The sequence below is a fragment of the Paenibacillus sp. WG02 genome (assembly GCF_055396115.1).
In genome coordinates this window covers 743821-765828 of the sequence record NZ_AP036016.1, presented here as the reverse complement: position 1 = coordinate 765828, position 22008 = coordinate 743821, and the positions used below count along the sequence as shown (strand labels likewise).

The following is a 22008-nucleotide window of genomic DNA, read 5'->3' as shown; positions in this document are numbered from 1 at the left end:
ACATCTGTAGCCCTACTACATCCACTCCACTACCACTATAGCCCATCCCCACCTTACGCAAGCTGAAGAACTCTAAAATCGACTACTGGAGTTATGCCTACCAGTTGTGAAGAGGCCATATTCTTATTTGCATAAAAAAAGGGATACTCCATGAAATGGAATACCCCTCTTTTAACCAGTTCACACTACACAGCAGAAACTTCTTTCACCGCCCCTGTTTGCAGCGACATATCTGTTTCCTCTGGATTTGCATTAAACTGCTTCTCACTCTTCGCAATGACAATGGTCGCGACGCTATTACCAATGATGTTCGTAATCGCTCTCGCTTCCGACATGAACCGGTCTACTCCAATCAGAAGCGCCATGCCTTCAATTGGAATGACATTGTTAGGAATTGCGGCAATTGTAGCTGCCAGTGTGACGAAGCCTGATCCGGTAATGCCCGCAGCACCTTTTGAAGTTAGCATCAGTACGCCCATGAAGGTCAGTACCTGCATCAAGTTTAGTTCTATACCATAGGCTTGTGCAATGAATAACCCTGCCATAGATAAGTAGATCGATGTACCGTCAAGATTGAATGAATAACCAGTAGGAACAACAAGACCTACAACGGACTTAGATGCACCGAACTTCTCCAGCTTTTCCATAACGCGCGGCAATGCGGATTCGGATGAAGATGTCCCCAGTACAAGCAGCAGCTCTTCTTTAATGAATCGCAAGAGCTTAATTAAGCTAAATCCATACATTCTACAAATAGCTCCGAGTACAATAAAGATGAAAAGTGCCATGGTAATATAGACGGACCCCATCATTTTACCGAGAGAAAACAACGAGTGAACGCCGAATTTGCCGATCGTATAAGACATCGCACCAAAAGCGGCAATTGGAGAGAATTTCATGATGATTCCTACAATGCGGAAGAAAATTGTATTCAATTTCTCTAGGAAATTCGTAACGGGTTTCGCGCTGTCCCCAAGACCAGCCATCGCCAAGCCAAACAAGATAGAGAAGAATAGAACCGGCAGCATATCACCTTTGGAGAATGCAGCCATCACGTTATCCGGAACGATACTTGTAAGGAAATCGACAAATCCGTGACTGGTTGCTGCCGCGTCTTTCGTATACTTCGCAACATCTGCGGCCTTCACACCAGCCGTACTCATTCCTGCGCCAGGGCGAATGATGTACATTACGGCTACACCGATAACCATTGCAAACGTAGTAATAATTTCAAAGTACAGCAGCGCCTTGCCGCCGATTCGACCTACTTTTTTCATATCCCCCATACCGGAGATCCCGATTACAATGGTAAAAAACACAATTGGAGCAATAACCATCTTGATCATTTTCACAAATACATCAGAAAGTACTTTTAAGCTTTCCCCCTGAGAAGGGAAAAACTGACCGACTGCAATCCCGAGCACAATCGCTAGCAGTACCTGCAGGGTTAAATTTTTTCTAAGTTTCATTAACATCTTATTTCCTCCTTCATCTCTACCTAAATTAGGCTTGGACTTTCTCTTTGCGTCTTCTGGCGACCCCGTCTTCATAAGCCGCTTCTATCACAGCATCTCTCACACGTTCCGCGACGGATTGATTAAACACACTTGGAATAATGTAAGACTCATTCAACTCATCTTCTTGAACTACCGATGCGATCGCTTTGGCTGCTGCAAGCTTCATATTCTCAGTCACTCTGGATGCCCTGCAATCCAGCAATCCCCTGAACAAGCCTGGGAAGCATAGCACGTTATTGATTTGGTTCGGGTAATCCGAACGGCCGGTGGCCATAACCCGCACATAAGGCTCTGCCTCTTCGGGAAGTATTTCTGGCGTCGGGTTTGCCATTGCAAAGACGATCGGATTCTCCGCCATTTTGGCGACGTCTTCTCTTTTAAGCACACCAGGACCCGATACACCGATGAAAATGTCCGCTCCTTCAATAACTTCCGACAGCGAGCCTTGAATCTGCTTCGGATTCGTATGCTCCGCGTACCATTGCCAAAACGGATTGTCGTAAACGCCTTCACGTGTGATAGCACCTTGTCGATCGACACCGATAATATTTCGAACGCCTGCAGCCATCAGCATTTTGGTGCAAGCCGTTCCTGCCGCGCCAACGCCGCAAAGCACGACTTTGCAATCTTCAAGCTTCTTGCCCACAATCTTAACGGCATTAAGCAATCCTGCCAAAAGCACCACCGCAGTACCATGCTGATCATCATGAAAAACGGGAATATCCAATTCCTCGATAAGCCGCTGTTCAATCTCAAAGCATCTAGGTGCAGAGATATCTTCTAAATTAATCCCGCCGAACGTTGGCGATAGCGCTTTCACAATATTGACAATTTCATCTGTGTCCTGTGTAGCCAGACATATTGGGAATGCATCGACACCAGCTAACTGCTTAAACAACATTGCCTTTCCTTCCATAACAGGCATCGCTGCTTCAGGCCCAATATTACCTAGACCAAGTACGGCAGTTCCATCCGATATGACCGCGACCGTGTTGCGTTTAATGGTCAGCGTATGGGAGAGCGACGGCTTTTCGTGGATCGCCATGCAAACCTTGGCAACACCCGGTGTATACACCCTCGAGAGGTCATCCCGATTTTTAATGGGATACTTGGGACTCATTTCAATTTTCCCGCCCAAATGAAGCAGGAACGTTTGATCCGAAACATGAACGATTTTCACTCCCGCCAATGTGCCGATGGCCGCGGCAATCAGCTCAGTATGCTTGTTATCGTATACATTGATCGTGATATCCCGAACCGTGATGTTTTTGTCCGTTCTAACGACGTCAATGGCTATAATGTCTCCACCTGCATCACTAATGGCCGTAGCCACACTGCCGAACGACGCGGTATCCTTATCCAATTCTAGTCTCAAAATAATACTGGTATTAACTCCCGATGGGATTGACACGTTCTTCACCTCAAGCGATATCAGACTTAGTTTCATCGTATTTCTGTTTTCATGATATCGCTTTCAAAAGAAGGCGTGAAGAATTTGACCATATTGGTATTTATGGTCTTTTTGGTCTTCACTTTGACCTATGATCTTTTATCCTCTGCCATCCATACATATCGGTTAATCGGGCGCCCAATCCCGCCATATTCAAGGTCTAACTTCACCTGCTTATTCTTCTCCAGGAAATCCAGATATCTGCGCGCCGTAACCCTTGCCAACCCTACGCCCTCAGCTACTTCTTCCGCGGATAAAGATTTGTGCTGCTGCATCAGAAATAGCACAACTTGCTTCATCGTCAACGCTTGCAATCCTTTGGGCAAGTCCGTTTGCATACGGACAGAAGGTATTTCAGGAAGCGGTTCTCCCCCGTTCCCGTGTAACAATCGATCCAGTTCAACTTGTGATAGTGTCGATTCTGTACCTAATCGCCTCTTCATTATTTGGTAATTTTCCAGCGCCTCTCGGACCCGTTCAAACTTAAAAGGCTTCATGATATAATCCACAGCCCCATGATGAAGCATCCGTTGGATCGTTGGAATGTCGTTAGCAGCCGTTATTACAATGGCATCTGTATGCAACTGTTCATTTCGAATCTGCTGCAGCAACTCGGTTCCATTTTGCCCCGGCATATAGATATCTAGAATTACGAGGTCTGGCTTCAAATCACGAACTTTCTCGATACCATCTAAACCGTTAGAGGATGTCCCTACAATTACGAAGCCGGGAACTCTCTCAACAAACTGCCTGTTCACTTCAAGAACCATCGGATCGTCCTCAATCAGTACGACTCTATACATGAGTTTCTTCCTCTCTTGTATGCATCGGGAAAGTGAGAATAAAGCTCGTCCCCACGCCAACCGTGGACTCTACTTCCAGATGAGCCCCGCATTTATTCACAATATTATGAATTAAATACAAACCAATGCCCCTGCCTTCGTCCGCATTTGTCGAGTAACCTCGCTCAAACTTGCGCTGTTTGGTTTCCTCAGTCATGCCTTTTCCGTTATCCTCGACCAAAATCGATAATACCTCATCATCCTGCTCAATACTGATAAAGATCTCTTTCTTCCCATCCTTCTCCTTCAGGGCATCAAAAGCATTTTCAATCAGATTCCCCAAGATGACCACAACATCGTGCTGGTCCAAATTATCTGGAAATCGCATCAACCTACTTGCCCGATCCAAACGAACGTCGATACCCAACTCTCTGCCGCGGCTGATTTTCCCCAAAAGTAAACCGGCAGCGCTCTCATTCGCAATCTTGCTCGAGACAAAGCTGCTAAGCTCGGATTGCGCTTCCATCGTTTCAAATAAATAGTCCAACGCCTTCTGCTTATGATCAAGTTGGATCAAGCCACCGATGGTGTGCAGCTTATTCATATATTCATGATTCTGCACCCGAAGTGCGTCAACAAATGCCCTTACGCCGGTCAACTCTTCCGCGATTTTCGTCACCTCCGAGCGATCTTGAAAAATAGCTACGGCGCCAACCGTTTGATGGCCTACTTTAATTGGAACCCGATTACTCAAAATATGAGCAGGACCAATATGCAGCTCTTGGTTATAAATAGCATGGTTAAGCTGCAAAATCTCCGGAAGCCGCGTATCCGGCAGCACTTCTCGAATATGGCGTCCGAGTACTTCTCCTTCGATCTGAAGCATTTTTTTGGCTTTATCGTTAAAAACCGTGATGTATTCATCGCTGTCTATGGCAATAACACCTTCATGCATCGCATTGAACGTGGCAGTTCGCTCTACGAGCAGCTGGGCGATTTCCTCAGGTTCCAAGCGAAACATCTGCTCCTTAATATGCCTCGAAAGCATCCACGAACCCCAAATACCAAACAGCAATGATAAAAGTACCGTTACATAAATTTGCCCCCGCATGTCGAGGATGACCCCGGTTAGTCCCGGCACCAGCTTCCCCACCAATACGACACCTACCTGTTCGTGCTGCTCATTCATGACAGGTACGAAGGCTCTAAGCGCTGTCCCTTGTTCTCCTTTCGCCTTGGAAAGATACGTATGCTCGGCAAATGCAGCATGCTCGTCCTCCCCCTGTGAAGGCTCCCCGATCCGGGAGGATGACGGGTGAGACCAGCGAATACCGTTCATATCCATGACAACAATATAGTCAACGTCATTAATAATACGTATACGTTCGGTGATCGGATTAATTTCCTGCCTTCGGCTTTGTTCCGTTAGCCCGCTGATGATAGATGGCAATTGGGTAACTGTGCGCGCAGTAACAAGCAGTCTCTGTCCAAGCTCTTGTTCCTGCAGGTGAATCACACGGCCTATTAAAATGATACCGCCGATACAAATCGCAAATAAAACGATGCCGAACGACAGAATCGTAATTTTCCAATTCATGCGAAGCCCTTTAATTTTCAAAAGCCGTTCACCCACTTTCAGCTTGCCGTGAATTTCAAACATCATCCTACATTATGTTACACTGAATTTATTATACAGAACAAATGGGGGTCCATATGAGAACGTTTGTCGGTATCACTATGTTTCTTTTAATCGGACTCCTGACAGCGTTGGGATTCGGTTTCTCCTGGCAATTTAATAACGGGCCGATTGTGGGTGATGATGAGCAGATCGGACTCGGCCGACAAACGATCATTCGATTCAGCTTTGTTGTGGCGGAGAATACACCCAAAGGATTAGCGGCTCAAAAGTTCGCCCAATTAGTTAAAGAAAAGACTAACGACACCATCAAAGTCGAACTATTTCCCAATGGTACGCTATACAATGAACCCGATGAAGTCGGCGCTTTACAGAAGGGCAGCATTCAAATGATCGCGCCAAGCTTCTCTAATATATCCGAAGTCGTTCCCGAATGGATGGTCATGGATCTTCCCTTCATTTTTCAAAATGATGAAGATGTAGCCAAAGCATTTCAAGGCAAGATTGGGAACATTCTGATGCGTAAATTAGAGCCGAAGGGTATCGTTGGTCTCGGTTTTTGGGCTAACGGTTTTCAGCAAATGACGTCAAACCGCGGTACGCTTGCTCATCCCGAAGATTTTCGAGATTTGAAATTTCGGATTCTTCCAAGCAAGATCATCGAATCCCAATTTCGTCTGCTGAATGCGAAGACGGTCCCTATTCCTTTTAACCAAGTATACCGCAGTATGGAGTCCGGTCAGGTAGACGGTGGAGAGAATACGATTTCGAACATTTACTCTAAAAAGCTGTATCAGGTTCAAAAATATTTGACCATTAGCAATCATGCTTATCTTGGATATGGCGTGTTAGTGAATAAAGTATTTTGGGACAAATTATCGGCAGAACAGCAAAAGACGATTAATGAGGCCATGCAAGAAGCGACGGTTTGGGCGAATCAAAATGCGATCGAGATCAACCGTAAACAGTGGAACGAGCTGCAGAGGATTGGGCAGATGAACGTTCACATTCTATCCAAAGAGGAACGAAATGAATGGCAGCAGGCGCTTGAGCCTGTCTATGAGGAAGCTCAATCCTATATAAGCAAAGAGCTCATGGATGCCGTGAACGAACTCAGACGCGAGAGCACTAATAAGCAATCGGGATTAGACTAAAAAGGCGCTGCAGCGTGAAAAGAGGCAATTTTATCTCTTCTCACACTGCAGCGCCTTACTTATGATCAAGCATTTACGAGCAAATTGCCGCTTCATATCGCAAGGAGGCACCGACTACAGGCAACTCATTAACTAAACCAAGCTGTTTAAACACATGCAAGCTGCTGTTAACCGTCATCGCATTCATATGGGGATATTTATCGATCAACGCTTCACAAATATCTTTGACCGTTGTGTAACTGCCCTGCGCATATAGAAACGTAAGTATTGCACATCTCTGTGGTGTTAAAGGTATATTTTTAGCGCGCATCCGCTGCAGCGCTTGATTCAGATCATGTTGTACCATGATGGGAACCTCCTCTTCGATTTAGTGGCATTTATTTATTTTATTTATGATGGCCATTAGCGGTTCAAATGTTGTAAGTAACCCGAAATATCCACGTTCAAGCCTGCTGCCAAGCTTTCTCCCAGCCTGCTATCTGCTCTATAGAAGTTGCAAATCGCCAGCAATTTTGATTTCTCGTGAACAGACGAAAGGTCGCCTACCAGATTCGAAATAAAGTTCGCTTGCTCCTGCTCGCTGAAGCTGCGGAATGTGTCTCCGGCTTGTGCGAAATCATTGGTTTTTGCGATTTTTTGTCTACCAGCGGATCCATTGATGGGTGCTGTGCTGTCGCGGAATTCAGGCGCTTCTTTCGGTGCATCGGTATGACGAGTCGGCTCATAATTCACACTGCCAGGCTGCGGCTTCATTTGCATAGCGCCATCGCGCTGGTTATTTTGCACGGTTGCATAAGGACAGTTTACCGGGATTTGCAAGTAGTTCGCACCGAGACGGTGTCTTTGTGTATCTGGGTAGGAGAAAAGTCGCCCTTGCAGCAGCTTATCTTCCGAAGGCTCAATCCCGGATACCAACACGCTAGGTGCAAAAGCTGCTTGCTCCACATCTGCAAAAAAGTTCTGTGCGTTGCGGTTTAACGTCATCGTACCTACTTTTTGCAATGGAATAAGATCTTCTGGCCACACTTTAGTTGGATCCAACGGATCAAAATCGTAAGCATCCAAATCCTCAGGCTGCAGCAGCTGCACATGCAGATCCCATTTCGGGAACTCGCCGCGATCGATGTGGTCGTACAAATCTCTTGTCGCATGGCTGAAATCCTCGCCCTGAATCGCTGATGCTTCGGCTTTGCTCAAATTGCGAACGCCTTGATGCGGCTTCCAGTGATACTTCACATACACATAATTCCCTACGGAATTGATCCATTTAAACGCATGAACACCGAATCCATTCATTTCACGGTAATTCGCTGGTGTGCCATAGTCCGAGAATACCCAAGTCAGCATATGCGTCGATTCCGGTGTCAGTGACATGAAATCCCAATAGCGGTCGGGTGTCTGCACATTCGTGTCAGGCGCTGGCTTCAAGGAGTGAACCATATCAGGGAATTTCATCGCATCGCGGATAAAGAAAACAGGAAGATTATTGCCGACCAGATCGTAATTGCCTTCTTCTGTGTAAAATTTAACCGCGAAACCACGCGGATCGCGTGCTGTTTCAGGTGACCCTTGCCCATGAATAACGGTGGAAAAGCGTACGAATACCGCCGTTTCTTTCCCCGCTTCTGCTAGGAAACCCGCTTTCGTATAACGTTTCATCGAATTCTCAACCGTAAAGGTTCCAAAAGCTCCCGCTCCACGCGCATGAACCACACGCTCCGGAATGCGTTCCCGATCAAAATGAGCGATTTTCTCTAGTAAATGGTAATCTTCCAATAGTGTCGGGCCATTCTGGCCTGCCGTCCGTGAGTTCTGGTTATCGCCTACAGGCGCACCCAGGTTCGTAGTTAAGTGGTTATGGGACATCTGCATTCTCCTTCATAGTAGATTTTAATAAAATTACACATTTAAATTAGAATAATTATTATGTAATATCTATTTTATTTTAATTGAGAACAGTTGTCAATGACCCTTTCTTGCACCTTCTTCTTTGATTGATGGTTCCGCCTAACTCAAAAGAGCGCGTTTGGCCCCTATTCCGCATCCAGAAAATCCCCATACGTAGCTTGCTTAAATCTTTCTCTCCATGGAGAGATGGCTTGCAAATTCCCATATATCTCTTCCGCCTTTTGAATACACACGGATTGGACAATTCGGGCATATTCCATACATCCGGAATCGTGAATCATTTGCAAAAATTTCTCTTTCTCTTCCAACAGAAAGTCGACGGTAATTTCACCTTCATAATATGCTTTCAATGGGCTGAATGCCGCATCATCAATGGATAGTAAATACAACACAGGAAGCGTTCGTTTCTTACCAAGCAAATCGTTTTTCACATCAAACCGAACTAGATCTCTCATATCATTTTGAATTTGATGAATAAGGCCAATACAGTCAGCTAATTGATGAATCTGTTCAATGGTTTCCTCCGTACATGCAAGTAGGGAATAGCCCATGAAACAGGCAAGCCTGAATAAGGAACCGGATTTCTCTTGCGTCATCATCAGATAGTCATCTACGGTTGATATCGTATTGGTTACATCTTTTTGTTGGCCATTAATCGATCTTGAAATGATTTTACTTACCTCGACTAGCATCTTATCTTTGACCTGCAAGTGCCCCAATTCACCTACAAATCCCATGAACAGCGCCATAACAGCATTCAACGTAAGAGCTTGTGGACATTGCATCCATGGCTTACTCCCTTGATCTTGATCCTGCAAATCATCCATAATATCCAAAGTTAGAATGACCAGTTCCGTCACCGCAGCAAGTCTGTGAATGTGAGGCGAGTCTCCTCCTAACATCTTGTGTGTGCAAATCGTGATCTTAGACCATGTACAGTTTTCCTTTTCTTTGTCATCTATAAAAGATTTAAGCAGAGTATTTAAATCTTCTACATAAATATAGTCATCAATAACACGATGCATATGCTGCTGGATGTCCTGCATAATTTCCTCCCTTAAGCCTTCGAGTAATATTTGCTTTTAATAAACTTTTCTAGTGCTTCTGTTCTTGATTTGGCCCCCCATTTGTCGTAAATCTTGCGTAAATAATTATCGACAGTTCGCTTGCTCATAAAGATGCGTTCCGCAATTTGATCGTGAGTCGCTCCCTGGACCAACATGTTCATCATGAGTACTTCTTCCTCTAGTAACACACAGTCATCCTTGCTAAATTCCCCACTCAATTGCATCTGGTGAAAGAATGATAACGGCAGCATCGTATGACCATCCAAAATACAATTCACCATATTTTTAATCGTTCGTTCGCTCGACTCCTTCGATAGAACACCGCTTACTTTGATTTCGATTAGTTTATTCAAGATACCCGTCACATCGATTCCCGTAAAAATAACAATATGCATATTCGGATAAATATCCTTTAACTGAGCAGCGACTTCTGTACCGGATAGATCAGGAAGTTGATAATCTAGGAATACGAGACCCGGCTGATACAGTTTCACTTGTTCCAAGCATTGTTTGGCATTAGAGACAACACCGATAACTTCAATACGATCGATCTCCTCTAATAACGTTTTGGTCGCACGTGCAAATAAAGGATGATCATCGACAACCAATGTCTTGACGACTTCAATCATGCTGAAATTACCTCCCCGGTGGGTATCGTGATAATAAACTTCGTTCCACTCCCTTTTTGTGTGTTGAGCTCAAAGCGTCCACCCACGTGCAAGACTCTGCTTCTCATTTGTTCGATCCCCATGCCTGATGCGCCAATCTCCAGGTGAACTCCGTCTCTGTCATGAAATCCCACCCCGTCATCTTCGTAAATTAAACAAAAATAATTGTCTTTTTCCACGATCTGGAAGGTAACTTTGGTTGCCTGAGAATGCTTTTTTGCATTATTAAGCAGCTCTTGGACAATTCGGAATATATGCCGTTTAGTAAGCAAATCTTTGGTTTCGATGACTGCAGCATGCCCTTCTTGAAATTCAAGTTCAAATGGCGTTGTATATGACTCCTTTTCCAAATACATCTTCAGCGTTTGAATCAGACCTACCTCTTTTAGCAAATGGGGGTTTAACTCAAAGCAGCTTTGGCGCAGGCTTGCATTGATCATTTCCACAAAATTATTCATATTTTTCAACTGTACCTGATCTTCTTGATGCATCGTTGGCTTATCTGCAAGTGAGGATATTCTTCTTTTGAGAAAGAACAGATCCTGCATCGTCGTATCATGAAGATCGTTAGCAATTCGAATTCGTTCCTCTTCCTGAAGTTCAAACATCACCTTACGAAACCATAAAATATCATTCGCAGCCGTTTCATGAGGGAGCTCGGAAGCAAATTGCTGCAGTCTGACCGTCAACTTGCGGATCAAGTGGACATTTTCCAAGCTAACTTCCAAATAGGATGTAATTAGTTGCAACCACTGCCTCTCTTCCTTCGCAAGCATCGTGTTCGTCTTTTTGCGTGTCATAATCAAATAACTCGTATACTCTTCATGGCTATTCATCTCCATGCACGTATAAAGTGGATGATTAACCAATGATGACGAGTTAGCAAGTTGTTGAATTTCTGTGGCGTCAATTTCCCCTTCACAAATGATTTCGCTATCGTTCTTATACTGAAAAACAATCGCTCCACCCTTTACTTGAAGCGTGTTTACAATATCCACAAGTATAATTTCTTTCAACTTACGAAAACTGGAAATCGTCCCGAGGTTTCTGGAAATTTTCTTCAAAGCAGATTGCAGAATGAATTTTCTTGGGAACAAAAACGGTTCAAGCCGCGTCGTCAAATATTCGGCTGCGTACAACACCGTGGAAACTAGAATCATCGACCCGACGAAAATGAACAGAATTTGCTTTTCTTCCACTACATGTTGGAATAAGAAGACGTATGCCCCTGTAAACAGGCTGGCTGGAATGATCGCCAGAAGACCAGCGAACAAAAATCGCCTGAACACAAGACCGATATCATACAACTGGTTGGAAGCAATCAGGTATGCAAACGAGATGGGGAAAAATAGGATAAACCAGCTTGTATATCTTCCGTCAATAATCCAATATCCAACAACTATTTGTGGAAGAAAGGAAAGACAGCTGATCGGCAAAAAAGAGAGCAAAAATGACAACCATACACTCTTTACAATGCTTAACACGTTAGATGGTTTTTTCCGCATTTTGACGTACAGGATCGTTAACTTCCACATGTTAAATAAAAACCCAATAATGAAAAAGCCCAGGGTAACAAATCTATCATAATGATAAATCGTGTAGACCATTGGAGGATAAAAGTATAAACTTCGTATTACAATGTCTATCGCAGCAATGAAATACCCGTATTTCAAAATCCGTGCTGGCAATTGAATATGGCCTTTTTCCTTGAAAAAGACGACTAAAAAATGATAAAAAGTGATCGGCAAAACCATCATAAAGCTGGCGATCGCAACCTTCGCTATTGCATCCCCCCTCACGGAAGAGCCTAGACTCATATAAATGATAGCCATGGTCAGAAAAACTGCTGCAAGCAGCCTGGCTGATGGAGAACGGCGCATTTTCATTAATAGAAAAACCACCATGAACAGACACACGAATTCCTCTATTAGCGGAACCATGTCATAGGTAATAGTGCTGTTGATGTTTACCTCAATTTCGTGCTCTTGCCCGTCTCTTGAAATCAACAACATATTAGCTTGCTCTATAACTCTCCATTTTTGTATGCTTGGGAATTCATCAGGAAGCATGCCATCCACTTGTTTGACGATATCCCCAACTCTGACGTCGAGCCTCGCACTGGCGCTTTCCTGATCCAACTCCTTAATCACCCATTGCTGCTGTGAATTTAATTCAAGATATATCCCGATATAGGGGGAATTAAAGATAATGGATGAACACCAAATCTGCAATGCAATAAAAATTGATGCACAAAACCCTATTAAATACTTATTTTCCATGATAATCCTCCATCATTTTCTGCTTATTTGCTATAATACACTTTGAATTACAACAATTCGCGAAGGGAGTGACCTATATGCTTACCATCCAGCTAAACCCGCAATTACATCACGTCATTCATAAGTTAAAGAGTATCGATTTGCGCGAAAATGAAAGCTCTTTCTTCTCTGCGCTTTCCTTATCTAAGGAAGAGGTTACCGCAATGACCAGAACCTTTGTTAGTCCCGCAAATACTAGACAGAAAAAATTAGAAGAACCTGTCTGCAGACTGGCTTTGATCCCTCGTATTATTTTACCAAAATAAAAAAGGATTGCATAATTAGCTTCCGCTAATCATGCAATCCTTTTTTCGTTTTCACGCAATTCTTCTTGCATGTTTTGCACAAGTATGAAAAAAAGATTGAAATCAGTGAAATGATTTATGTGATGCCTCAATTACAAGTTAACTTTATGATAATAAGTATATATATGGAAGAAAAACAAACTTGGTTCTTTTTATGCATAAGAAGAAAGGAGTTCAAGGTATGAAAGATAAAATAATGAGTCGATGGAGTACCTATGATCCCTTCTATATCGAACTAGCTGATAAAAAAATCGTCGATATTGTCATCACCCATCATGCCCATAGTCGATGGATCTCTCGTGTGGAAGGTGAACAAACAAAAATAGAGGATATATGCAAGTTTTTGTGGGATAAGCTGAAGAGCGGCAAAATAGCATCCTACTACCGCAATGAAGAAGATGTGTACGTCATCGACGATGATTTACTAATGGTTGTGCAATTTACGGAGATGGAGAATGAAACGGATCTGACAGGCAAGCCTGTACATAGAATGATTATCATCACTTTCCTCGGATTTATGTCTAAAACCATGGAATTGCGTGACTTACGAGCCTATTATTCTTGGCTGCGCCATTCCAGGAGAATGACGCTAATGAAGAATAGCCGAAAAAAAAGATAACGGGGAAAACATAATGAAATCACTTAGTTCCCAAGGGCTCATCAGCGCATATTTAAGTTCTATAGATCTGCAACTTGATAAAGAATTTATACATACACTCTTTCTGGAAATACAAAAACGGAAGTTAAACATCGATAATTTGTCTACTAATCATTTTGAATCCGAAAAAATAGCAGACGAATTGATCGAATAAAAGTTTCAGCTCCATTGCAAGGATAAACGACTCCGTCGTCCCACTCGGACGAGCGCGTTTGTCAAGGTAGATGCGAAGCAAAAGTATAAACTTATACTTTCATATCTACGAACAAAAAATGCTGCGGCGCATGAGAGAAGAACCACTCCGGTTCTTCACCCATGCGCCGCAGCTTTCCGTTTAACCCCTAAGCCGTCCCAAAGGTGACGCCCAGTTCCCGAAGCCGCTTGCGGTACGCGATGCTCAAGCGATCAGTATTCAGATGCAGCTCCGCTTGAAGATCGAGCGGCAGCAGCTCGGGCTTCTGGTTTTCGACCATTTCACGATCCTGCTCGATGAGCAGATCTTGGAACTGAACGAAAACCTCGTCAGGTTCCTCATAAGCATAGTTCCTCTGCTTCAACATGAACGCTTTGCTCGTCTTCTCCGTTTCCGGCAGCACTATCAAGAACAACCGAAAGATATGATCCGTATCGCGATCTCTTTTGGTAAAAGCGACACAGAGCGGACCGAACACTTCGTAGACGTATCGGCTATGTACGCCGCGCCCCGTTCCATCCGGATCGGGTTGGTAGACGACGATTTCCTCTGAAGTAAGGACACCATCCTCCTCATAAACCTGATAATCCCCAATTTCGGCGAATTCACTATCACCCAGCAGACCCTCATGAACAAACATCAAATGGGATACATCGAGGAAGTTCTCTATGATACGAGGCCCTGCAGCTTGCAGCGTATAGGGTCCCATGATGACTTCTTTGAAGCCGTCAGGGATAAACACACTCACTTTCGGCAGAGAATGAACCGGTGTACCCAAGCTCACCCAGATGAAACCGTGTACCTCTAAACATGCATAGACGAACGCTTTCGCCTTGGAGGGAATCGCTCGATCTGCAGGCAGAGACGGAATTCGCGTGCAAGTACCGCAGCCGTTGTAAGACCAACCGTGGTAAGCACAGACGAGTTCATCCCCCTTCACTTTGCCCAGCGATAACGGTACTCCCCGATGTATGCATAAGTCCTTGAAGGCGTGGACGCCTTGCGAAGTACGGAATACAGCCACTTTTTCGCCTAACACGATGACAGGCACAGGCTTATCTAACAGATCTGACGACAACAACACCGGATGCCACTCGTCCATCAAAGCAAGATCTTGTATCGTCATCGTCCTAACATCCTTTCATGCTTATTTAGGAATAACACCTTTAATGCCCTTAACAAACCAGGTTGTGCCCAGAATCTCCTCGTCTGTCATCTTTTTCCCCTGTTCAAAACGCGTCTTGCCATCTTGGTCCACGATAGGCCCTTGGAATACGTCGAAAGTACCGTTCAAGATTTCTTGTTTCTTCTTCTCAATGAGGGCCTTAACGTCGGCTGGCACATTTTTGCCTAGAGGAGCTATATCTGTAATGCCTTCTTTCATGCTTCCAAAATACGCGCTGGATTTCCAAGTCCCGTCCATGACACTTTTAACCGTCTGCACATAGTAAGGCCCCCAGTTCCATTTCGGGTTCGAAATATACGTCTCAGGCGCAAATCTGCCCATGTCCGAATCGTTTCCAATCCCCCAAACTTTACGTTCTGCTGCTGCTTGAATACTTGCAGGTGAGTCTTGGTACGCAGCCAGCACATCAACGCCTTTATCCAGCAAAGAAATCGCAGCTTGCTTCTCTGTCGCCGGATCGAACCAAGTATTGCTCCAAACCACAGACACATCAATATCCGGATTAACGCTTTGTGCGCCAAGGGTAAAAGCATTAATGGTATAAATAACTTCTGGAATTGGGAATGCGCCGACATAACCCATGTGATTGTTCTTGGTCATTTTACCGGCAGCCATACCTACGAGGTAAGCACTTTGATATTCGCGCCCCATGTATGTCCCTAGGTTAGGCAGTGTTTTATAGCCAGTTGAATGCAGGAATGTGACCTTCGGGTGCTTTTGAGCTACATTGTACATCGCATCCATATAACCAAAGGAGGTTCCGAAAATAATATCATTCTTCTGTGCCAACTCTTCGAAAACACGCTCCGCATCAGGACCTTCAGGGATATTTTCAACCGTTGTCGCTTTGATGCCGAGCTCTTTTTCCAACATTATACGGCCTTGATCATGCTCGTAGGTCCAGCCTCCATCACCGGGAACTCCGATATAAACAAAGGCGACTCTAGGCAGTTTTTTCTCTGCTTGCGGCGTTGAACTTCCAGCTGGGGTTGAAGCAGGGGACGCATTAGGTGCAGTCGTGGTGCTAGTCGTTGTTGATTGTCCAGAGCAAGCGGTTAGGATCATAAGTAAGATAGCTGTTAAGGAAAACATCCATTTTTTTGTCATAATGGCTTCTACCCCTCTCTTTTTATCGACAAACCACATCTTTCTACAGCTCTGAAAATGCCTTCATAGCCCGTGCATCGGCATATATTGCCGCACAGTGCCTCTTCGGCCTCCGCCCTAGTCGGGGTAGGATTCTCTTCCCATAGAGCCGTAAGCGTAACGACCATACCAGCGGTGCAATAACCGCACTGCAGCCCTCCTTCCTCTAACATTGCTTGCTGAACGGGATGCAGTTCTTCCCCTGTCGATATCCCCTCAATGGTCGTTACTTCCTTACCCGCCGCTTGATAAGCCATAAGCAGACAAGAATTTACGGGTTTACCATCAAGCAGTACCATGCAGGCGCCGCAGCGTCCAATCTCACAAGAAACTTTGGTTCCTGTTAAAAGCAAGTCATCGCGCAGGATATCCGACATCCGTTTGGAAGCAGGGACCGGCACTGCGACAGCCTTACCGTTAATGGAACATTCCAGCACATAAGTTGTATTAATCAATGGCCTCCACCCCTTCCAACCAGTCGATGGACTGCACGATGTCTTCCGGTGAAATCGGAAGTCGATTTACCCAGATCCCCGTTGCTTGCCGAACCGCTGCGGTAATGGCCGGGGCCAAACCGACGGAACCGATTTCGCCAACCCCGCGCGGGCCAAATGTATCCCCTTCGGGCAAATCTTCGATCGCTTCTACTCGAATGGTAGGAGGGCTATCCTTGAAGGTTGGGACCAGATACGTGTCCAAATTATGCCGGACGTAATTGCTGTCCTTCATGACGGCATCCTCGGTCAACGTGTATCCCAGCGCCATCACGCTGCCGCCCTCGATCTGCCCGAGGAACCCCATCGGATTAATAACAGGACCGGCTGCAATGACGTGATCGGTTTGCAGCACCTTCACCCGCCCCGTCAGCATGTTGACTTCCACTTCCACGATGACGGATGCGTAGGAGTATAAATAATGAGCCCCGACCAGCCCTTCGGGCGTCGTAGGGTAGTCGAACTCCGTATGCGCGATGATCGGCTGGGCTGCTGCCTCCGCAGCCTCCGCCAACTCCGCATACGTCACAACCGGCTTGCCCGCTTCATCGCCCTTGCGATGAATCCCGCCTGCGCCGGTTGCCAGCTCTTCGGCTGCGAGGCCGGCGAGTGCAGACGCCTGCTGAAGCAGCGCCTGCACGAACGGCGGCTTCAGCCGCTGCAGGGCGCGCCACATCATCGTGGTGGCGCGTGAAGCGGTGCTGGATCCGCTGCTCGGCACGCGATCCGTATCTCCGATGACGATGCGGACGTCTTCGGCGGTGCAGCCGAAAAAGTCTTGCAGCATCAACGTGAGCGCTGCATAAAGCCCTTGCCCGAACTCCTCGAAGCCGAAGGAGGCCTGGATCTTGCCCTCCGGCGTAAGCTCGATGCGGCCGCCGGAGTGATCCGGTATGCCTAGGCCGAGCCCGGCGCCGTGCATCACTATCGCTGCGCCGACGCCTCGGCGGATCCACGGGGCTTGATCTTCGCTCTTATGATCCCTCTCTACACCTTGCAACCTCTCCGCTGGATCCTGCTGCACCTCTCGCTCTACACCTTGCTGCCACGCCGCATGATCTTGCTGCTTTTCGCCATCGCTATGCTGTACCGCTCCAACGCCTCCCCGCTCCGGCTTCTCGCGCTTCGCCCAGAGCGGCGACTCCTTCACCTTGCTCCACACTTGGTCCGCGCCCTCGGTTTGCACAATCTGCTGTCCCATCGGTCCCGGGTCGCCCGGAGCACGCAAGTTCAGCTTGCGCAGCTCCCAAGAGTCCATACCGAGCTTCTCGGCTAACCGCTCGATCTGGCTCTCAACGGCAAAAATCACCTGATTGCCGCCAAAGCCCCGAAACTCACCGGATACGCCGTTATTCGTGTATACACTCGTACCCTGAACATCTATATTCGGAATGGTGTAAGGTCCTATCGCATGTTCCGTAGCAAAATTCAAAACCTCACAACCCAGGGTCGCATAGGCGCCTGTATCAGCAAGGATGCTGACCTGATGTGCGACAAGACGTCCCTCTTTATCCACGCCGGTCTTCATCCTAATCCGCATCGGATGCCGTTTGATACCCGATATGACCGATTCACGACGCGAATTGTGCATCTTGATCGGAGATCCCGTCTTCAGTGCCATCAAGGCACCGAACGGCTGTACATTGAGCTCATCCTTACCGCCGAATGATCCGCCAATCGGACTGGATACGACCCGAATTTGCTCCTCATCCATCGCTAGTATCCTTGACAGCTGCATCCGATCCTTATAACCATGCTGCGTCGGCGAGTAAACCGTCAATCGACCGTCATCCTCTAGGATGAATAAGCCGCCCTCTGTTTCCATGTAGGTGTGCATTTGACGAGGCGTATAATACGTCTCGTCAACAATATGCGCACACCCCTCGAACGCCGTTTCCGCCTCCCCGTGCTTCAAGCTGGTTCGGTGCAGCAGATTCCCATCGGGATGCAGCCTAATAGCGCCAGCATCTAGCGCCGTTTCCGGATCATCTACAACAGGCAACGGCTCGTAAACAACCTCGATCAGGCTGAGCGCATATTCCGCGATCTCTTCCGAATCCGCAGCTACCGCCGCCAAAGCATCTCCAATGTAACGAACCCGATCATGACAGAATACAGGCTGATGCGGGAAGGCAATGCCGAATAAATTCATACCGGGCACATCTTCTGCCGTTACCACGACGCGCACACCCGGAATCATTATCGCCTTGCTTGTATCTATGGAAAGAATCCAGGCATGGGGGTAACGACTGCGAAGCACCTTCCCATGCAGCATGCCGGGTGCTGTTAAATCCGTGAGATATCGGAGCTTTCCGGTTACCTTCTCTTCACCGTCAGGTCGGATAATCCACTTTTTTGCATACGTATCACGACCTAGGAGCATCCGCTCCGCCCCCTTTTTGCCACGCTTTATAGCATTCAGAAACGATGAGATTCGCCGCTGTTTGCTTGCGATAAGTCACACCCGCATAATCATCAGCCACAGCATCGAATTCCGCGAACACTCCTTTATGCAGATACTTCAGAAGCTCCTTGGATAAAGGCTGACCCATGGCAGCAGCCTCCAAATCCTTGAACCTTGCTGGAACAGCACTACCTCCACCCGCAGCTAATGCAATACTTGCGAGGGTTCCATCTGTTCCTAGTGCTAATCTTCCAGCTACGGTTACAACCGATGGGGTGAACGCTTCTCTGCGTCCAACCTTTAGATAAAATTCGTAGCTGCTTCCCTCTTCCGCATTAATCTGTTCATGTGATGGCACCTCGATCCCAGTCATTACCTCGTTCTGGCTCGAAATCGGACTACCCAGCCACTCCATCAGCGCGATTGACCGTTCATTCTGCCCATCCGAGCAAATGATTTGAGCATCCATGACAAGCAATACAGGAATGAGATCCCCCGTTCGGGACATTACGTTGCCTCCGATAGAGGCTAAATTCCGTACAGAGGGCGCTGCGATCTCCGAGCAGGCTTGCACTAGGAGCCCGCATCGTTGTCTAACCAACTCATTTTTCATCAAATCTGCTAAACAAAGGGCTGGACCTATATGAATTCGCCCTAGAGAATTGACCGTTAATCCCGAGAGAGAGGAGATATTTCCAAGGCTAATGAGATGCTGCGGGAGCGGTGACTGACCGTTTTCCCAGCGAGTACGCAGCCAGGTCCCCCCAGCGATGAGTACCGAATCATCTCCCCATTTATGCTTCAAACGCATGGCTTCCTCTACGCTAGTTGGCTGCCATACTGAAGGCTGCTGCTCAGGCAGCTGATACAAAGGAACTGACATGAACAACCCTCCTTAAATCACAATAGATACGAGGTTACTGGATGAGTGAATCCCTATTCGCGATTGAATGATGTTGTAAAAAGTGCAACAATTTCTGCCTAAATCTCGCCTCTCACCCTTCGTTGTTGCATTATGTACAACAATTTGGCCCAATATTGGCCATTTCGTAACAAATGGGCTCGAAATGTTGTACAAAATGCAACTTCAAGTCGCAAAATAGCCTTTAGACGGGGAAATTGTTGCAGAAAATACAACATTGGTAACCGCTATAGCCCATCTACCCTCACGAAAGCTGAATGACTCTAAAATCGAATTTCGGTGTTATGCCTACGCATGACAATTTACTTTGATTGCTGCTTCACACTGTTTCGTTTATTTAAGACATCCTTACTTAGGAGCGTTACTGAGTTTCCCCATACTTCGTTTCTCAAAAACCATCCGCATATAAATTAGATATACTATAAACAATTTTCAAAAACTGCGTCAACTTACTTAACATTAATTTGTGTTTTTGTATAAAAAAATAGCGCATTATTAGTAATAATGCACTCACTCTCTCTTTTATGTTATTTAAGTTCACATATATTGGTGCAAAAAGATTTTTTTCGCTTGTTCATAGCCATCCAATGTGTCAACATCCATAAATTTCAACGGATTTTCCTCTTCCACAATTTGACCACGGTATGCTGGCAAGTGAAACAAGGAACGCGCTCCGGCATCCCCTTCCAAGGCAGCAGCCGCTGGCCACATCCCTCGCCCCAAAATAACAGGAGGCTTCGGAATCCCCTTATCCCCGCTGGCGATATAATCGCAACCCGCTTCCTTATTAAACGCATTCATAAGGCTTAGTAGCATCTGACCATCTACGAAAGGCTGATCCGCCAACAGGACTAAGATGCCATCAGCGCCCATCTCTTTTGCCGCCTGAATCCCCGTGCGCAGCGAGTGCGCCATCCCGCTTTGAGCATCCTCACATTTCTCAATACGGCATCTGCCTAATAACATGTGCATGTGAGCTTCTTCCGGCAACCATTCTAAGGAATCACCAACACGCACGACTACAACCACACTATGCAGTTCGGAATGAAGAGCTTGCAGCAATGCAACCCCGCCAAGTCGAACGCCTTCAGCCATTTCTAACGACTGCTTCGCTGTCCCCATCCGTCTGCTGCTGCCTGCCGCCAAGTACACGCCAACGATCTTTTTCTTCCTAGTACTCACCATAGGCGGCAGCTTTGGATATCTCGCCTCATGGCTACAGAGGAGGCCCACTCTTCAGTCGTGCGAACACCACGCTTCATACGTATCAGCTCAGCAACTATGCTGACTGCATTTTCAACAGGGCCTTCCGAGCCAATTTTTAAACCAACGGGATAATGCAGACAATCCGGCCGCTCCAGTCCTTCAAGCATCTTCTCCGTTCGATCCCTCGAACCCATGATACCCAGGTAGCGCAGGCTTGACTCCATTGCTCCCCTCACAAAAGCTGAATCCTTCTCAAACTGGTGACTCATGACGATGACATAATCCTGCGCATTCAGCTTCAGTTGTTCCACCAATTGCTCTGGAAAAGCCACGACCGTCTCAGCCCCCGGAAAACGCTCCACATTGCAGAAAGCCTCCCGCCAGTCCGCTACCACCACGCGAAACCCAACACTTGCCGCCATTTGGGCAAGCGGCATCGCATCAGGATTCGCCCCAAACACAATAACCCTCGGCTTCGGCGTAAACAATGAGGCGTACACAGCTTGGCGGTCTGAAGGCGCTCCCTCATCAGGATCACACAACGTATAGGTTATATTCGAATACCCATCCGAGAAGGTGCGCAGCAGGTGCACGGCCTCCCCGCGGTCCAGGCTAGCTTTCACTACCAGCAAGTTTACAAGCAATTCCCCGGAAACAGGCTCCAGCAGAATACGAATCAACCCGCCGCACCCAATCGTTGCACCCCAGCCGAAATCGTCCGCCGGTCTCATGTCGTACTCCACCATTTGCGGTTTTTGCGACTCCCATACAGCAGGTACGTATGCGGATAGATCCGCTTCCAAACAGCCTGGAGAAATACTGCCCAGCGAGCTTTCATCCGCCATCAGCAGCATCATCGCTCCCTGCTTGCGATAAGCATGGCCTTCCACATGAATAACTGTCGCTAATACACGCGCCTGCGCATTACTCTCCACCGCTTGCAAAATGTCATAAGCCTCCATCACGCATCGCACCTCGCTTTATGGATTTAACC

At 46.6% G+C, this 22008-nt stretch carries 20 protein-coding genes; 4 read left to right on the top strand and 16 right to left on the bottom strand.

Annotated features, from left to right (window positions below):
* Positions 1 to 185 precede the first annotated feature (185 nt).
* The 4 genes from ACBP55_RS03430 to ACBP55_RS03415 form a co-directional block, all read right to left on the bottom strand.
* Positions 186 to 1469 carry a dicarboxylate/amino acid:cation symporter gene (locus tag ACBP55_RS03430; protein WP_464653220.1) on the bottom strand — a complete coding sequence of 428 codons (1284 nt, stop codon included), beginning with the start codon at positions 1467 to 1469 and terminating at the stop codon, positions 186 to 188.
* A gap of 34 nt (positions 1470 to 1503) precedes the next feature.
* Positions 1504 to 2928 carry an NAD-dependent malic enzyme gene (locus tag ACBP55_RS03425; RefSeq protein WP_464649783.1) on the bottom strand — a complete coding sequence of 475 codons (1425 nt, stop codon included), beginning with the start codon at positions 2926 to 2928 and terminating at the stop codon, positions 1504 to 1506.
* 128 nt (positions 2929 to 3056) lie between these two features.
* Complete coding sequence (locus ACBP55_RS03420) at positions 3057 to 3770, bottom strand: response regulator (RefSeq protein ID WP_464649781.1); 714 nt, start codon at positions 3768 to 3770, stop codon at positions 3057 to 3059.
* Positions 3763 to 5361: an ATP-binding protein gene (locus ACBP55_RS03415; RefSeq protein ID WP_464653219.1), complete on the bottom strand. Its 1599-nt coding sequence runs from the start codon at positions 5359 to 5361 to the stop codon at positions 3763 to 3765. Before ACBP55_RS03415 ends, ACBP55_RS03420 begins: the two co-directional genes overlap by 8 nt.
* A gap of 101 nt (positions 5362 to 5462) precedes the next feature.
* Between ACBP55_RS03415 and ACBP55_RS03410 the strand changes: the two genes are divergently transcribed.
* Positions 5463 to 6539 carry a DctP family TRAP transporter solute-binding subunit gene (locus ACBP55_RS03410; protein ID WP_464649779.1) on the top strand — a complete coding sequence of 359 codons (1077 nt, stop codon included), beginning with the start codon at positions 5463 to 5465 and terminating at the stop codon, positions 6537 to 6539.
* Positions 6540 to 6612: 73 nt separating this feature from the next.
* Here the strand turns inward: ACBP55_RS03410 and ACBP55_RS03405 are convergent, their stop codons facing one another.
* The 5 genes from ACBP55_RS03405 to ACBP55_RS03385 form a co-directional block, all read right to left on the bottom strand.
* A complete protein-coding gene (locus ACBP55_RS03405; protein WP_051253912.1) occupies positions 6613 to 6885 on the bottom strand; it encodes a Fur family transcriptional regulator in 273 nt (90 codons plus the stop codon).
* A gap of 56 nt (positions 6886 to 6941) precedes the next feature.
* Positions 6942 to 8405, bottom strand: coding sequence for a catalase (locus tag ACBP55_RS03400; RefSeq protein WP_464649777.1), 1464 nt, complete (start codon positions 8403 to 8405; stop codon positions 6942 to 6944).
* A gap of 167 nt (positions 8406 to 8572) precedes the next feature.
* Entirely contained in the window at positions 8573 to 9493 is a 921-nt protein-coding gene (locus ACBP55_RS03395; RefSeq protein ID WP_464649775.1) for a polyprenyl synthetase family protein, read from the bottom strand.
* Positions 9494 to 9504: 11 nt separating this feature from the next.
* Complete coding sequence (locus tag ACBP55_RS03390; RefSeq protein ID WP_464649773.1) at positions 9505 to 10143, bottom strand: response regulator transcription factor; 639 nt, start codon at positions 10141 to 10143, stop codon at positions 9505 to 9507.
* The gene (locus tag ACBP55_RS03385; RefSeq protein ID WP_464649771.1) at positions 10140 to 12461 is read right to left on the bottom strand and encodes a sensor histidine kinase; all 2322 of its coding nucleotides are present in this window, start codon (positions 12459 to 12461) and stop codon (positions 10140 to 10142) included. The genes ACBP55_RS03390 and ACBP55_RS03385 overlap by 4 nt, the downstream gene beginning before the upstream one ends.
* A 77-nt stretch (positions 12462 to 12538) precedes the next feature.
* Between ACBP55_RS03385 and ACBP55_RS03380 the strand changes: the two genes are divergently transcribed.
* From ACBP55_RS03380 to sda, 3 genes are all read left to right on the top strand, one after another.
* Positions 12539 to 12766, top strand: a complete 228-nt coding sequence (locus ACBP55_RS03380) for a hypothetical protein (RefSeq protein ID WP_464649769.1) — start codon at positions 12539 to 12541, stop codon at positions 12764 to 12766.
* A 220-nt stretch (positions 12767 to 12986) separates the two neighbouring features.
* Positions 12987 to 13424: a hypothetical protein gene (locus ACBP55_RS03375; RefSeq protein ID WP_029198010.1), complete on the top strand. Its 438-nt coding sequence runs from the start codon at positions 12987 to 12989 to the stop codon at positions 13422 to 13424.
* A gap of 13 nt (positions 13425 to 13437) precedes the next feature.
* Positions 13438 to 13617 carry a sporulation histidine kinase inhibitor Sda gene (sda, locus tag ACBP55_RS03370; protein WP_464649767.1) on the top strand — a complete coding sequence of 60 codons (180 nt, stop codon included), beginning with the start codon at positions 13438 to 13440 and terminating at the stop codon, positions 13615 to 13617.
* Between the two features lie 187 nt (positions 13618 to 13804).
* Here sda and ACBP55_RS03365 read toward each other — a convergent pair whose 3' ends face one another.
* The 7 genes from ACBP55_RS03365 to ACBP55_RS03335 all read right to left on the bottom strand — a co-directional run bounded on the left by ACBP55_RS03365 (position 13805) and on the right by ACBP55_RS03335 (position 21976).
* Complete coding sequence (locus ACBP55_RS03365; protein WP_464649766.1) at positions 13805 to 14782, bottom strand: Rieske 2Fe-2S domain-containing protein; 978 nt, start codon at positions 14780 to 14782, stop codon at positions 13805 to 13807.
* A gap of 21 nt (positions 14783 to 14803) precedes the next feature.
* Positions 14804 to 15949 (bottom strand): BMP family ABC transporter substrate-binding protein, encoded by a 1146-nt coding sequence (locus tag ACBP55_RS03360; protein WP_464649765.1) that lies wholly within the window; start codon positions 15947 to 15949, stop codon positions 14804 to 14806.
* A gap of 8 nt (positions 15950 to 15957) precedes the next feature.
* The gene (locus ACBP55_RS03355; protein WP_464649763.1) at positions 15958 to 16443 is read right to left on the bottom strand and encodes a (2Fe-2S)-binding protein; all 486 of its coding nucleotides are present in this window, start codon (positions 16441 to 16443) and stop codon (positions 15958 to 15960) included.
* Positions 16436 to 18865: a molybdopterin cofactor-binding domain-containing protein gene (locus ACBP55_RS03350; protein ID WP_464649761.1), complete on the bottom strand. Its 2430-nt coding sequence runs from the start codon at positions 18863 to 18865 to the stop codon at positions 16436 to 16438. Before ACBP55_RS03350 ends, ACBP55_RS03355 begins: the two co-directional genes overlap by 8 nt.
* Positions 18849 to 19769 carry an FAD binding domain-containing protein gene (locus ACBP55_RS03345; protein ID WP_464649760.1) on the bottom strand — a complete coding sequence of 307 codons (921 nt, stop codon included), beginning with the start codon at positions 19767 to 19769 and terminating at the stop codon, positions 18849 to 18851. Before ACBP55_RS03345 ends, ACBP55_RS03350 begins: the two co-directional genes overlap by 17 nt.
* A gap of 576 nt (positions 19770 to 20345) precedes the next feature.
* Positions 20346 to 20993, bottom strand: a complete 648-nt coding sequence (locus ACBP55_RS03340; protein WP_464649758.1) for a nucleotidyltransferase family protein — start codon at positions 20991 to 20993, stop codon at positions 20346 to 20348.
* Positions 20987 to 21976, bottom strand: a complete 990-nt coding sequence (locus tag ACBP55_RS03335) for an XdhC family protein (protein WP_464649756.1) — start codon at positions 21974 to 21976, stop codon at positions 20987 to 20989. The genes ACBP55_RS03340 and ACBP55_RS03335 overlap by 7 nt, the downstream gene beginning before the upstream one ends.
* Positions 21977 to 22008: the final 32 nt, after the last annotated feature.

Excerpts from the sequence above, each read along its gene's own strand:
- ACBP55_RS03430 (WP_464653220.1), bottom strand. The coding sequence starts at position 1,469 with ATGAAACTTAGAAAAAATTTAACCCTGCAGGTACTGCTAGCGATTGTG.
- ACBP55_RS03420 (WP_464649781.1), bottom strand. The coding sequence starts at position 3,770 with ATGTATAGAGTCGTACTGATTGAGGACGATCCGATGGTTCTTGAAGTG.
- ACBP55_RS03410 (WP_464649779.1), top strand. The coding sequence starts at position 5,463 with ATGAGAACGTTTGTCGGTATCACTATGTTTCTTTTAATCGGACTCCTG.
- ACBP55_RS03405 (WP_051253912.1), bottom strand. The coding sequence starts at position 6,885 with ATGGTACAACATGATCTGAATCAAGCGCTGCAGCGGATGCGCGCTAAA.
- ACBP55_RS03400 (WP_464649777.1), bottom strand. The coding sequence starts at position 8,405 with ATGTCCCATAACCACTTAACTACGAACCTGGGTGCGCCTGTAGGCGAT.
- ACBP55_RS03395 (WP_464649775.1), bottom strand. The coding sequence starts at position 9,493 with ATGCAGGACATCCAGCAGCATATGCATCGTGTTATTGATGACTATATT.
- ACBP55_RS03390 (WP_464649773.1), bottom strand. The coding sequence starts at position 10,143 with ATGATTGAAGTCGTCAAGACATTGGTTGTCGATGATCATCCTTTATTT.
- ACBP55_RS03385 (WP_464649771.1), bottom strand. The coding sequence starts at position 12,461 with ATGGAAAATAAGTATTTAATAGGGTTTTGTGCATCAATTTTTATTGCA.
- ACBP55_RS03380 (WP_464649769.1), top strand. The coding sequence starts at position 12,539 with ATGCTTACCATCCAGCTAAACCCGCAATTACATCACGTCATTCATAAG.
- ACBP55_RS03375 (WP_029198010.1), top strand. The coding sequence starts at position 12,987 with ATGAAAGATAAAATAATGAGTCGATGGAGTACCTATGATCCCTTCTAT.
- sda (WP_464649767.1), top strand. The coding sequence starts at position 13,438 with ATGAAATCACTTAGTTCCCAAGGGCTCATCAGCGCATATTTAAGTTCT.
- ACBP55_RS03365 (WP_464649766.1), bottom strand. The coding sequence starts at position 14,782 with ATGACGATACAAGATCTTGCTTTGATGGACGAGTGGCATCCGGTGTTG.
- ACBP55_RS03360 (WP_464649765.1), bottom strand. The coding sequence starts at position 15,949 with ATGACAAAAAAATGGATGTTTTCCTTAACAGCTATCTTACTTATGATC.
- ACBP55_RS03350 (WP_464649761.1), bottom strand. The coding sequence starts at position 18,865 with ATGCTCCTAGGTCGTGATACGTATGCAAAAAAGTGGATTATCCGACCT.
- ACBP55_RS03345 (WP_464649760.1), bottom strand. The coding sequence starts at position 19,769 with ATGTCAGTTCCTTTGTATCAGCTGCCTGAGCAGCAGCCTTCAGTATGG.
- ACBP55_RS03340 (WP_464649758.1), bottom strand. The coding sequence starts at position 20,993 with ATGGTGAGTACTAGGAAGAAAAAGATCGTTGGCGTGTACTTGGCGGCA.
- ACBP55_RS03335 (WP_464649756.1), bottom strand. The coding sequence starts at position 21,976 with ATGGAGGCTTATGACATTTTGCAAGCGGTGGAGAGTAATGCGCAGGCG.